Below are 12,653 nucleotides of genomic sequence, written 5' to 3'. Positions count from 1 at the left end.
ACCCCGGCCGAAAGGCCGGGGTTTTTGTTTGGGGCCGGAGCCGAGGTCCCGTAGCCCCTCTTCCAGCCGTCCCGGGAAGATTCTAATCTTCCCTCATGTCCGCACCCGAAATCAGGCCCACCCTTGAGGCCGACCTCCCCGCCATCACCGCCATCTACCAGCAGGCCGTCCGCGAGGGCACCGCGACGTTCGAGCTGGACCCGCCTGATCTTGCCGAGATGACGCGCCGCTATCGCGCGCTCATCGACGGCGGCTATCCCTATTTCGTCGCCATCATTGACGGCCGCGTCGCCGGCTACGCCTATGCCGGCGCCTACCGGCCGCGCCCGGCCTACCGCTTCACCGTCGAGAACTCGATCTATCTCGATCCCTCGTTCCACCGCCGCGGCATCGGCTCGCTGCTGCTGGAGCGGCTGATCGGCGAATGCGAGGCGCGCGGCTTCCGGCAGATGATCGCCGTGATCGGCGATTCCGCCAATGCCGGCTCGATCGGCGTGCACACCAGGGGCGGCTTCAAGATGATCGGCACGCATCCGAATGTCGGCCTGAAATTCGGCCGCTGGCTGGATACGGTGATGATGCAGCGCGATCTCGGCGAGGGTGCGACGACGGTGCCGAAATAAGCTCGGTCTCGTAGGGTGGGTTAGCCCCGCGGATTGCGCGAAGCGCAAACCGCCAGGCGTAAGCCACCTCTCGTGTTTCCAAGTCAACAGAAGTGGTGGGTTACGCCTTCGGCTAACCCACCCTACGGCACCGTTCGTGCCGCTACACCACCGCCAGCTTCCGGTCGATCGCCAGCAGCACGCGCTCGAGCTCGTGGCCGCGGCGCAGGATCAGGCCGGTCGCGGAGATCACGCTGTACATGCCCTGCTTGCGTGCAAGCCGCGGATCTTTCTCGATGCGGTAGATCGGCACTTCCGAGGCGCGGCGATACACCGAGAACACCGCGCGGTCTTTCAGGAAATCGATCGCATAGTCGCGCCATTCGCCGTCGGCGACCATGCGGCCATAGAGATTGAGAATTCGGTGCAGCTCGAGCCGGTTGAACGTCACCCGGCCAGGCTGTGCATTCGCAGCGGCGGGGCGCGCCGCTGCGCGCTGCTCGCTCGGTTCGGCATCCTCCGACGTCAGACTCATGGGGCGCCTCCTCTTCGCGCAGCATGACCCCGTCCGCGAAGACCGTCCTCGGAGCCGCGGATCATGACAATTGCATGATTGCGCCAACCGTTCCCCGCTGCAAGAGGCTCAGCGAGGAAGCCTCAAGGGACCACTGGCTCGCTTCGCTGACCCGGAGCGATTCATGACACACGCAACGGTGGAACTTGTCAGCGACAAACCGTCACGGGATCGTTAGCAGGAATCACAGGATCGCCGCTTTTCCGCCCACGGCGCGCCGCCCTGCATTGCGAAAAGATCTGTGTGCGTTGACCCGGTCCTTTCGGTTCCGGATTCCTCAGCCCCCAGCCCCCCGGGGTCGAACAGGATCGGGTCTGTGCGCATGACAAGGAGGGCCAACGCGAGTTGGTCCTTTTTTGTTTGTGGCGGGGTGTTTCAATCTCGCTGTCATTCCGGGGCGCGCCCCTTGGCGCGAACCCGGAATCCATTGGGCGGCGGTACACGCGGTGAAATGGATTCCGGGCTCGCGCTTCGCGCGCCCCGGAATGACGAAGACTGATTTTGCCGAGTCGATTGACGTGCGCTTCAATGCAGCGACGTATACGCCGCCCCCAGCATCGGACCGGGTTTGTCGCGGCTGCCGTCCTGGACATAGACCACCGCGCCGTCGACACCTTCGCGCGAGGTCAGATTCTCGATCGGTACCGTCCAGGTTTCCTGATGTCCGTTCCAGTCGCCGACCTTGAGCAGATTGCGCACGACGTTGTGGTACGTGATCTGCTGCCCGCGGTTCTCGCCGCGGCTGATCTCGATCGGCACCGATTTCATGATGGAGCAGATCCAGACCTCGCCATGCGAGACCGTCGGCTCCTTGCTCGCGGCGACCGACACGTTGATCTGCTTGCCCGCGATCGACATCGTCACCGGTACACTCATGACGCCCGTGCCCGCCTCGGTCCTGTCGATCGCATTCTCGATGCCGGGCCGATCGCTGCCGATGACATGCGCGGCGCCGTTGACGACCACCTGCGGGGTATAGACCTCGCGGTCACCGCGCATCCGCGAATAGGCGCGCTGCCGCGCCGAGAAGCGTGAGTCCGCCAGCGTGTCCTTCCAACCGAGATAATCCCAATAGTCGATCGGCATGCTCAGCGCGATGATCGAGGGGTCCTTGGCGAGGTCGCCGATGACCTTGTCGGCGGGCGGGCAGGACGAGCAACCCTGCGAGGTGAACAGCTCGACCACGGCGCGGGGATCGGCCTCGGCGGGGCGGATGACGGCGACGATAGCGCAGATGCCGAGTGCTCCCGACCAGAATGCTCCGGACCATCGGGAAACGAAATTGGAAGCCATCATGCCAGTCATGTCGAATGTCACAGCTCGTTTGGGGGATCGCTTATCGCCTGATGGTCACCGTAGTCCTACGGGCGCGGTACATCCAAGGCGGGAATTTGCAGAGCGGGCCCATCGAAACATACCGCAAACGAACGAAGGCGGCCTTGTGATAGGCCGCCTTCGTTTAACGTTCTACTCACGTCGCGGTGAGCCACCGTTCACAAATTCGCGCGCCAAAGTGCGCCGAGCGCACTTTGTCTGGCTGGCAGAGCATGATCGTTCCGGAATACCGCTGCGCACTTTGCGCCCTCGCGGCCTTCGGGTCCGGATCATGCTAGGCCGCGAGTTTGCGCAGCACATAGTGAAGAATACCGCCGTTCCGGTAGTAATCGAGCTCGTCCAGCGTATCGATGCGGCAGAGCAGCGAAACGCGCTGCAGCGAACCATCACCGGAAACGATTTCCGCGGTCAGCTTCTGGCGCGGCTTGAGGTCGCCGACGAGGCCACGCAGCGTGACCTTCTCGTCGCCCTTCAGGCCGAGCGACGACCACGAGGTGCCTTCCTCGAAGGTCAGCGGCAGCACGCCCATGCCGACCAGGTTGGAGCGATGGATGCGCTCGAAGCTCTGGCAGATCACGGCGCGAACGCCGAGCAGACGCGTGCCCTTCGCGGCCCAGTCGCGCGATGAGCCGTTGCCGTATTCGGCGCCGGCGAACACCACCAGCGGCACCTGCTCCTGCTGATACTTCATCGCAGCGTCGTAGATCGACATCTGCTCGCCGTCGGGCCAGTGTTTTGTGAGACCGCCCTCGGGGATATTTCCGTCCGCGCCCTTCAGCATGAAATTCTTGATGCGGATGTTGGCGAAGGTGCCGCGCATCATGACTTCATGGTTGCCGCGGCGCGTGCCGTACTGGTTGAAGTCGGCGGGACGCACCTGGTGCTCGCTGAGATATTTGCCGGCGGGCGAGGTGAGCTTGATCGAACCGGCCGGCGAGATGTGATCGGTGGTGATCTTGTCGCCGAACATGGCGAGGATGCGCGCCTCGACGATATCGGTGACGGGCTCCGGCTCCTTCTTCATGCCTTCGAAATAGGGCGGGTTCTGCACATAGGTCGACGACATGTTCCAGCGATAGGTCTCGCTCTCGACAGTCTTGATCTTGCGCCAGTTGGTGTCGCCCTTGAACACGTCGGCATACTTCTTCTTGAAGATCGACGCGGTCACGAACTTCTTCATGAAGGCGTTGATCTCCTTCGACGTCGGCCAGATGTCCTTGAGGTACACCGGCTTGCCGTCCTTGCCTTCGCCGAGCGGCTCGACGGCAAGATTCTTGGTGACGCTGCCGGCGAGCGCGTGGGCGACGACCAGCGGCGGTGAGGCCAGATAGTTCGCCTGCACGTCCGGCGATACGCGGCCTTCGAAGTTGCGGTTACCGGAGAGCACGGCAGCGGCGACGATGCCGTTGTCGTTGATCGACTTCGAGATCTCTTCCGGCAGCGGACCGGAATTGCCGATGCAGGTGGTGCAGCCGAAACCAACCAGGTTGAATCCGACCTTGTCGAGATCTTTCTGGAGGCCGGAATCGGCAAGATAGCCGGCGACCACCTGGCTGCCCGGGGCGAGCGAGGTCTTCACCCACGGCTTGGCCTTGAGACCCTTCGCGGCGGCGTTGCGCGCCAAGAGGCCGGCGCCGATCAGCACGCTCGGGTTCGACGTGTTGGTGCAGGAGGTGATGGCGGCGATGACGACGTCGCCATGGCCGAGATCGAAATTCTTGCCTTCAACCGGGAAGCGCTTGTTGGGCTCCTCGCCCTTCTTGTACTCGCTGCCGAGCGCCAGCGAAAAACCTTCGGCGACCGACGGCAGCGCGATGCGGCCTTCGGGACGCTTCGGACCGGCCATCGACGGCACGACGTCGGCGAGATCGAGCGTCAGCGTTTCCGTGAACACCGGGTCAGCCGACTTGGCGGTGCGGAACAGCCCTTGCGCCTTCGCATAGGCCTGCACCAGCGCGACGCGCGGTGCGGCGCGGCCGGAGGTCTTGAGATAGTCGATCGCGGCAGCGTCAACCGGGAAGAAGCCGCAGGTCGCGCCATACTCAGGCGCCATGTTGGCGATGGTCGCCTTGTCGGCGACGGAGAGGTTGTCGAGGCCGGGGCCGAAGAACTCGACGAACTTGCCGACCACCCCTAACTTGCGCAGCATCTGCGTCACGGTGAGCACGAGGTCGGTGGCGGTGACGCCTTCCTTCATCGCGCCCTTCAGCTTGAAGCCGACGACGTTCGGCAGCAGCATCGACAGCGGCTGGCCGAGCATGCAGGCTTCCGCCTCGATGCCGCCGACGCCCCAGCCGAGCACGGCCAGACCGTTGACCATGGTGGTGTGCGAGTCGGTGCCGACCAGCGAATCGGGATAAGCGACCTCGAAGGTGCCGGTTTTCTTGCCGACCGTCATCTTCTCCTTCTTGGTCCACACCGTCTGGGAGAGATATTCGAGATTGACCTGGTGGCAGATGCCGGTGCCGGGCGGCACGACCGAGAAGTTCGAGAACGCCTTCTGGCCCCACTTCAGGAACTCGTAGCGCTCCTGGTTCTGCTTGTATTCCTCGGCGACGTTCTTGCCGAAGGCCTTGTTGTCGCCGAAGAAGTTCACGATCACCGAGTGGTCGATAACGAGATCGACGGGCACCAGCGGGTTGATCTTCTCGGCATCGCCGCCGAGCTTCTGCATCGCGTTGCGCATCGCGGCGAGATCCACCACCGCCGGAACGCCGGTGAAATCCTGCATCAGCACGCGGGCCGGGCGGAACGCGATCTCATGCTCCAGCGACTTCTTGCGCAGCCACTTCGAGACCGCGACGATGTCCTCTTTCTTGACCGTGCGGCCGTCCTCGTTGCGGAGGAGGTTCTCGAGCAGGACCTTCATCGAATAGGGAAGCTTCGAGATTCCCTTCAGACCGTTCTTCTCCGCCGTAGGCAAGCTGTAATAGACATAGGTCTTGGCGCCGACCTTGAGGGTCTTTTTGCATTTGAAGCTGTCGAGCGAGGTCATGTAGGAAATCCCAATTGTTAGACATACCCGGCACAGGGTATTTTAACACCGTCAGCGAATCCGTCTGGGGGTCGCTTGCAGGGGCAGGTTGAGTTGCTGCATCAAGTAGTTCCGGGCTTATAGAAGTTTTCTAACCGCGCCGCCACAGCCACAACAGTACCGAGCAAGTCGCGAGCCAAAAATTCTGATGCGCTACCCCAAGATTTCCTGAGGCCCGGCTGTGAACGGATTGGTACAAGGCCAGATGCAGCTGACCGGACGCGGGGTGACTTGCGTGCGCGGCGGCCGCGAGGTGTTTTCCAGGCTCGATTTCCAGGCCGCTTCCGGCGAGGCCGTGGCGGTCGTCGGCCGTAACGGATCGGGCAAGACCTCGCTGCTGCGGCTGCTTGCGGGCTTGCTCATTCCGGCTGGCGGCACGATCGTACTGGACGGGGGCGACGCCGACATGACGCTGCCCGAGCAGTGCCACTATCTCGGCCACCGCGATGCCCTGAAGCCCGCGCTGAGCGTGGTCGAGAATCTGTCATTCTGGGCTGATTTCCTGGGCGGCGAGCGGTGTGACGCGGCCGCGAGCCTCACCACCGTCGGCCTCGACCATGCAGCTCTTTTGCCCGCCGCCTTCCTGTCCGCCGGCCAGCGCCGACGGCTCTCGCTGGCCCGGCTGCTGACGGTCCGCCGCCCGGTCTGGCTTCTGGACGAGCCAACCAATGCGCTGGATGCTGCCGGCCAGGAGATGTTCGGCGGGCTCATGCGGGCGCACCTCGCCAGGGGCGGAATGATCATCGCAGCGACCCATGCGCCGCTGGGGATCGATGCGCGGGAGCTGCGGATCGGGGGCGGGGTATGATTCCGGCGGACCCTCAGCTTTTCGAGCGGCAAAGCCCAGCTCTCTCCGTTCCCGCCCCCCTTGTGGGGGAGGGTCAGGGAGGGGGGTGCCACACGGCGCGCTCTGTCGGATCAAGCGTCGGGCAAGCTCGCCTCCTACAACCATCTCGCCCGGGGCTACCCCTCTCCCTAGCCCTCCCCCACAAGGGGGGAGGGAGCGCAGTTTGCCGGAGGTCGGAGCCGGGCTCTCACGGCCGCCATGCCGCAAGCGGAAGAGACAGCCCATGACCGCCCTCGCCGCCCTGATCCGCCGCGACATCCGCATCGCGCTCCGCGTTGGCGGCGGGGCGCTGATTGGCGTGCTGTTCTTTCTGACCGTGGTCGTGCTGATGCCATTCGCGGTCGGGCCGGACCTGGCGCTGCTGTCGCGGCTCGGGCCGGCGATCCTGTGGCTCGGGGCGCTGCTGGCCAGCCTGCTGACGCTCGACCGGCTGTTCATGGCCGACCATGAAGACGGCTCGCTCGACTTGATCGCGATGAGCCGGACGCCGCTGGAACTGGCCTGCGCGGCCAAGGCGCTGGCGCATTGGCTGGCTGCGGGCCTGCCGCTCGTCGTCGCCACCCCCGTGCTTGGCCTCCTGCTCAACCTCGACATGGTCGCGACCGGCGCGGTGGCGCTGACACTGCTGGCCGGCACCCCGGCCCTGACTTTCACCGGCATGATCGGCGCGGCGCTGGCGGTGACGCTGCACCGGGGCGGCCTGTTGATGGCCGTGCTGGTGCTGCCGCTGTCGATTCCGGTGCTGATCTTCGGGGTCGCGGCCTCGCAGGCCGCGATCGCGGGACCGCTGTCATTCGGCGCGCCGTTCTCGATCCTGTGCGCGCTGTCGCTGGTCAGTCTGGTGATCGGCCCGTTCGCGGCGGCGGCAAGCCTGAAACATGGACTGGACTGACAAGGGCTGGACTGAAATGGGTCTGAAGCCTTGACCCCGATCAACTTTCGCTGCGCGCTTTCATGCTGATTGCGTGAGCAGCTCCCGGTGATTATCAGGATACCATGTCGCTGATCGACCTCGCCAACCCCACACGGTTCCTCGCGCTATCGGCGCGGGTGCTGCCGTGGCTCGCGGCCGCGACCGTCATCCTGCTCACGATCGGCCTCTATCAATCCGCGTCCGCGCCCGACGATTATCAGCAGGGCGCGACCGTGAAGATCATGTTCATCCACGTGCCCAATGCGTGGCTGTCGATGTTCGTCTGGGGCGTGATGAGCCTCGCCTCGCTCGGCACGCTGGTGTGGCGGCATCCGCTCGCCGACGTCGCCGCCAAGGCCGCCGCCCCGATCGGCGCCAGCTTCACCTTCCTCGCGTTGCTCACGGGCTCGCTGTGGGGCCGGCCGATGTGGGGCACCTATTGGGAATGGGATGCGCGGCTGACGTCGGTGCTGATCCTGTTCCTGATGTATCTCGGCCTGATGGCGCTGTGGCGCGCCGTGGAAGATCCCTCGCGCGCGGCGCGTGCGGCAGCGGTGCTGACCCTGGTCGGCGCGCTCAATCTGCCGATCATCAAGTTCTCCGTCGACTGGTGGAACACGCTGCATCAGCCGGCCTCGGTGATGCGCATGGGCGGCTCGACGCTCGACAAGGCGTTTCTGGTGCCGCTGCTGGTGATGGCGGTCGCCTTCACGCTGCTGTTCGTCACGCTTCACCTGGCTGCCATGCGCAACGAAATCCTACGCCGACGTGTACGGTCGCTGCAGATGATGCAGGCGAGCCAGAAAGCCGCATGATGTCGCTCGGTCCTTACGCGTCCTTCATCGTGACGTCCTATGCCGCGGCGGCCATTGTGGTGGTGATGCTGATCGGCTGGGTCGTCATCGACTATCGCAACCAGACAGCGCGGCTGCGCGAGCTCGACCGCAGCGGCGTCACCCGCCGCTCGGGGCGCAGCGCGACGGATACGCCATGAGCGATCAATCAACCTCCGCACCGGCGCAGCGCCGCACCTTCCTGATGGTGCTGCCGCTGCTCGCCTTCAGCGCGCTTGCCGCGCTGTTCTGGTTCGGGCTCAGCGGTGGCGATCACTCACGGATACCCTCGGCGCTGATCGGAAAGCCCGCGCCGCAGCTCACGCTGCCGCCGCTCGAAGGACTGCAGACGGCCGGCGCGCAGGTGCCCGGCCTCGATCCCGCCGCGTTCAAGGGCAAGGTCAGCCTCGTCAATGTCTGGGCCTCCTGGTGCGTGCCGTGCCATGACGAAGCGCCGCTGCTGACCGAACTCGCCGCGGACAAGCGCTTCCAGATGGTCGGCATCAACTACAAGGACGCGCCCGACAACGCGCGTCGTTTCCTCGGCCGCTACGGCAATCCGTTCGGCCGCGTCGGCACCGACGCCAATGGCCGCGCCTCGATCGAGTGGGGCGTCTATGGCGTGCCGGAGACGTTCGTGGTCGGGCCCGAAGGCACCATCGTCTACAAGCTGGTCGGCCCGATCACGCCGGAAAATTACCGCAGCGTGTTGCTGCCGCAGATGGTGAAGGCGTTGAAGGCGGGGAGCTGATCACGATTGTCAGCGCGAGCCGACAAGCCAGCCGCAAACACCGCTGTCATGCCCCGGCTTGACCGGGGCATCCAGTCCGCCGCGGCTTCTCCGTATCTCAGGGCCGTCTCTGGAATACTGGATCGCCCGATCAAGTCGGACGATGACAGTTGAGTGTGTGGCGACGCCTCGGCTCGAAATGACGAGTCGAGAGAGCTCAGCCCTTCCTGATATCCCCGGCCTCGGCCTCGCTGGTCTCCAGCGACACCGGCTCGACGCCGTAGCGCTTGGTCAGCGGCATCTGGGCGATGGCGAAGATCATGGTGAGGGGCGTGACGCCGAAAACCTTGAAGTTCACCCAGAAGTCCGTGCTCTGGGTGCGCCAGACGATCTCGTTCAGGACGGCCATGCCGGCGAAGAACAGCGCCCAGCGCATCGTCAGGATGCGCCAGCCCTGCGGCGTCAGATTGAACATCTGGTCGAACATGACGGCGATGAAGGAGCGGCCGAACAACAGGCCGCCGCCGAGGATCGCGGCGAACAGGCCGTAGATGATGGTCGGCTTGACCTTGATGAAGGTCTCGTCGTGCAGCACCAGGGTGAGCGTGCCGAACACCAGCACGATCACGCCCGTGACGATCGCCATGATCGGGATGTGGCGCGTCACCACATAGGAGGCGATCATCGCTGCGACGATCGCGACCATGAAGGCGCCGGTCGCGGCGAACAGGTTGAACTTCGCGTTGACGAAGAAGAACACGAGCAGCGGACCGAGCTCGGTCGCAAGCTTGAACAGCGGATGCGGCTGGGTCTTGTCCATTCTCTAGCTTTCGATTCCGGCGATGGCGCGGGCGAAATCGCGCGCGGTAAACGGCGCGAGATCGTCGACGCCTTCGCCGACGCCGATGAAATGCACCGGCAGTTTGAATTTCTCCGCGAGCGCCACCAGAATGCCGCCGCGCGCGGTGCCATCGAGCTTGGTCATCACGAGGCCCGTCACGCCCGCCGTGCGATGGAAGGCCTCGACCTGCGACAGCGCGTTCTGGCCGACGGTGGCGTCGAGCACGAGCAGCACCGCATGCGGTGCCGAAGCGTCGACCTTGCGGATGACGCGGACGACCTTCTCGAGCTCGTTCATCAGCTCGGACTTGTTCTGCAGGCGGCCGGCGGTGTCGATCAGCAGTACGTCGATGGCCTGCTCCTTCGCGGCGGTCAGCGCGTTGAAGGCGAGGCTCGCCGAATCCGAGCCCTGCGCGCCGGCGATCACGGGAGTTTTGGTGCGCTCGCCCCACACCTTGAGCTGCTCGATCGCGGCGGCGCGAAACGTGTCGCCGGCGGCCAGCATTACCTTGCGGCCTTCGGAGGCGAATTTCTGCGAGAGCTTGCCGATGGTCGTGGTCTTGCCGGAGCCGTTGACGCCGACCACGAGGATGACGAACGGCTTCTTGCCCGCGTCGATCTCGAGCGGCTTCGCCACCGGGGCCAGCACCTTCTCGACCTCGGTCGCGACGACGTCCTTGACCTCGTCGGCCGAGATCGCCTTGTCGTAGCGCCCGGTGCCGACGGCGTCCGCGATCCGCACCGCGACATTGGTGCCGAGGTCGGCGCGCAGCAGCACGTCCTCGATGTCGTCGAGCATGGCGCGGTCGAGCTTGCGCTTGGTGACGAGGTCGGCGACCGCGGTCCCGAGCGAGGACGAGGTGCGCTTCAGCCCGTCGGACAGGCGGCGCCACCAGCTCAGCTTGGGGGGATCTGACGTGGTATCGTTCATGGCGGGGGTGTGTTAGCCGTTCCCGCCCTCAAACGAAAGTCTTGTCCGAAAGTCCTGCCATTGCTCGATGTTCCCGAATTGACCGCCGAGGAGATCCAGGCGCGCGTGCTCCACCGCGACGGGCTGATGCTGGTCATCGACAAGCCATCCGGCCTGCCGGTCCATCGCGGCCCCAAGGGCGGCGCCAATCTGGAGGACTCCTTCGCCGCGCTCTGCTTCGGCCTGCCGCGACCGCCAGTGCTGGCCCACCGGCTGGACAAGGACACCTCCGGCTGCCTCGTGCTCGGCCGCCATCGTAAGGCCACCGCCTCGCTCGGCCTGCTGTTCAAGCATGGCAAGATCGGCAAGACCTATTGGACCGTGGTCGAGGGCGGCCCTGCCGAGGACGAAGGCACCATCGACATGCCGCTCGGCCGGCTCAATGCCGAGCGCGGCTGGTGGCAGAAGCCCGACCCCGAGGGACAGAAGGCGGTCACCAACTGGAAGGTGATGGGCCGGGGCGAGGGTTTCACCTGGCTTGCCATGGAACCGGTGACCGGGCGGACCCATCAATTGCGGGTGCATTCGTCGGCGACCGGCTGGCCGATCTTCGGCGATAACATTTACGGCAACGGCCCGCGCTTCGGCGAGCCGAAGCTGCACCTGCATTCCCGCGAGATCGTGGTGCCGATCTCCCGGAACAAGGAGCCGGTCCGCGTGGTCGCCCCGGCGCCGCCCCACATGCACGACAAGCTCCGCGCCTGCGGCTGGACCGGGGAATAGTGGCGACAACGGAGGCATGGTTTACGAAACGTTCAGTGCTCGCCTCTAATGATAGCGGTTGCTTAGAACAAGCTTCCGTCATCCCGCTCAGGACGAGCATCGCGTCATGTCTACGGCCCAATTTTCGATCATCGACGAGGTCGAGTCCGCGATCCGGGCCGGCTCGGCAGAAAAGGGCCTGGAGACCGCCCGGCGCGTCACCAACCTGTTCCTCTCCTCCGCCGGAAGCTTCAACGACGAGCAGATCGCGCTGTTCGACGACGTGCTCGAACGCCTGATCGGCACCATCGAGCTGCGGGCCATCGCCGACATGGGCGCGCGGATTGCGCTCGCCGAAATCAGCGCCCAACTCGCGCCGATCACGCAGGCGCCGCCCTCGGTGATCCGCCGCCTCGCCAACAATGACGAGATCCGCATCGCCGGACCCGTGCTGCAGGAATCCGCGCGCCTCGATGACGGCGATCTGGTGAAGATCGCATCCAGCAAGGGCGAGCCGCATTTGCTCGCCGTCGCCGGCCGCTGGTGGCTGAAGGAGATCGTCACCGACGCGCTGCTGGCGCGCCGCTATCCCAGCGTCAGCCGCCGTCTCGCCGCCAATCCCGGCGCGCGCGTCTCGGGCAACGGCTTTGCCATCATCGTCCGCCAGGCCGAGTCCGATCCGGAGCTCGCGGTCAGCGTCGGCGTTCGCGTCGACATGCCGTCGGATCTGCGCCGCCAATTGCTGCGCTCGGCAACGGACGCGGTTCGCACGCGATTGCTGTCGCGCGCGCCGCCGCATCTGTTCGAGGAAATCCAGAATGCGATCGCCGCCGTCACCGTCGGCGTCGAGCGCGAGATGTCGGGCGTGCGCGATTTCGAGGGCGCCAAGCGCGCCATCGCCAATCTCAAGGCCGCCGGCCAGCTCAACGAGGCGACGCTGCTCGGCTTCGCGCGACACCGGCGCTACGAAGAGGCCGTGGCCGCGCTGGCGGCGCTGTCCGGATCGACCGTCGAAGTGATTCGTCCGCTGATGCAGAGCCTGCGCGAAGACGGCTTGCTGGTGCCGTGCAAGGCGGCGCAGCTGAGCTGGGAAACCACGGCCGCCGTGCTCGAAAGCCGCTTTGCCAGTGGTGCGATGAAGCCGGCGGACATTGCGAGGGCGAAAAGCAATTTTGCGCGCATGTCGACCGAGAATGCCAGGCGCACGCTGCGCTTCTGGCAGGTGCGGGCGTCGTAGGGTCCTCGCTGCGCGCCAAGCCCCCCACTGTCGTCC

General features: G+C 65.2%; 13 protein-coding genes. 8 read left to right on the top strand and 5 right to left on the bottom strand.

Features of this window, described 5'->3' with window-relative positions; genetic code table 11:
- Positions 1–95 precede the first annotated feature (95 nt).
- Positions 96–623 (top strand): GNAT family N-acetyltransferase, encoded by a 528-nt coding sequence (locus JQ621_RS29100; protein WP_212240026.1) that lies wholly within the window; start codon positions 96–98, stop codon positions 621–623.
- 142 nt (positions 624–765) lie between these two features.
- Here the strand turns inward: JQ621_RS29100 and JQ621_RS29095 are convergent, their stop codons facing one another.
- The 3 genes from JQ621_RS29095 to acnA all read right to left on the bottom strand — a co-directional run bounded on the left by JQ621_RS29095 (position 766) and on the right by acnA (position 5,506).
- Positions 766–1,137, bottom strand: coding sequence for a DUF2794 domain-containing protein (locus JQ621_RS29095; protein WP_212240025.1), 372 nt, complete (start codon positions 1,135–1,137; stop codon positions 766–768).
- A 564-nt stretch (positions 1,138–1,701) separates the two neighbouring features.
- Entirely contained in the window at positions 1,702–2,481 is a 780-nt protein-coding gene (locus JQ621_RS29090) for a DUF1223 domain-containing protein (RefSeq protein ID WP_212240024.1), read from the bottom strand.
- Between the two features lie 304 nt (positions 2,482–2,785).
- Complete coding sequence (gene acnA, locus JQ621_RS29085) at positions 2,786–5,506, bottom strand: aconitate hydratase AcnA (RefSeq protein WP_212240023.1); 2,721 nt, start codon at positions 5,504–5,506, stop codon at positions 2,786–2,788.
- Positions 5,507–5,750: 244 nt separating this feature from the next.
- On the opposite strand from acnA, the gene ccmA reads away from it, so the two are divergent.
- The 5 genes from ccmA to JQ621_RS29060 all read left to right on the top strand — a co-directional run bounded on the left by ccmA (position 5,751) and on the right by JQ621_RS29060 (position 8,889).
- Complete coding sequence (ccmA, locus tag JQ621_RS29080; RefSeq protein WP_212240128.1) at positions 5,751–6,353, top strand: heme ABC exporter ATP-binding protein CcmA; 603 nt, start codon at positions 5,751–5,753, stop codon at positions 6,351–6,353.
- A 262-nt stretch (positions 6,354–6,615) separates the two neighbouring features.
- Positions 6,616–7,284 (top strand): heme exporter protein CcmB, encoded by a 669-nt coding sequence (ccmB, locus tag JQ621_RS29075; RefSeq protein WP_212240014.1) that lies wholly within the window; start codon positions 6,616–6,618, stop codon positions 7,282–7,284.
- A gap of 104 nt (positions 7,285–7,388) precedes the next feature.
- Entirely contained in the window at positions 7,389–8,120 is a 732-nt protein-coding gene (locus JQ621_RS29070) for a heme ABC transporter permease (protein WP_212240012.1), read from the top strand.
- On the top strand, positions 8,120–8,299 hold the full coding sequence (gene ccmD / locus JQ621_RS29065; protein ID WP_212240127.1) for a heme exporter protein CcmD: 180 nt from the start codon (positions 8,120–8,122) through the stop codon (positions 8,297–8,299). The genes JQ621_RS29070 and ccmD overlap by 1 nt, the downstream gene beginning before the upstream one ends.
- Positions 8,296–8,889: a DsbE family thiol:disulfide interchange protein gene (locus JQ621_RS29060; RefSeq protein WP_212240010.1), complete on the top strand. Its 594-nt coding sequence runs from the start codon at positions 8,296–8,298 to the stop codon at positions 8,887–8,889. Before ccmD ends, JQ621_RS29060 begins: the two co-directional genes overlap by 4 nt.
- A 196-nt stretch (positions 8,890–9,085) precedes the next feature.
- Here the strand turns inward: JQ621_RS29060 and JQ621_RS29055 are convergent, their stop codons facing one another.
- Both JQ621_RS29055 and ftsY read right to left on the bottom strand, forming a co-directional pair.
- Positions 9,086–9,688 (bottom strand): septation protein A, encoded by a 603-nt coding sequence (locus JQ621_RS29055; RefSeq protein WP_212240008.1) that lies wholly within the window; start codon positions 9,686–9,688, stop codon positions 9,086–9,088.
- A gap of 3 nt (positions 9,689–9,691) precedes the next feature.
- On the bottom strand, positions 9,692–10,639 hold the full coding sequence (gene ftsY / locus JQ621_RS29050; protein WP_212240006.1) for a signal recognition particle-docking protein FtsY: 948 nt from the start codon (positions 10,637–10,639) through the stop codon (positions 9,692–9,694).
- Between the two features lie 60 nt (positions 10,640–10,699).
- Here ftsY and JQ621_RS29045 point away from each other — a divergent pair, with 60 nt between their 5' ends.
- Entirely contained in the window at positions 10,700–11,401 is a 702-nt protein-coding gene (locus JQ621_RS29045) for an RluA family pseudouridine synthase (RefSeq protein WP_212239997.1), read from the top strand.
- Between the two features lie 106 nt (positions 11,402–11,507).
- Complete coding sequence (locus tag JQ621_RS29040) at positions 11,508–12,617, top strand: DUF2336 domain-containing protein (protein WP_212239989.1); 1,110 nt, start codon at positions 11,508–11,510, stop codon at positions 12,615–12,617.
- Positions 12,618–12,653 lie beyond the last annotated feature (36 nt).

The organism is Bradyrhizobium manausense (assembly GCF_018129685.1).
In the GTDB taxonomy this organism is placed as follows: Bacteria; Pseudomonadota; Alphaproteobacteria; order Rhizobiales; family Xanthobacteraceae; genus Bradyrhizobium; species Bradyrhizobium manausense_D.
The sequence above is the reverse complement of the archived record's forward strand: the minus strand, read 5'-3'. Positions and strand labels throughout refer to the sequence as shown.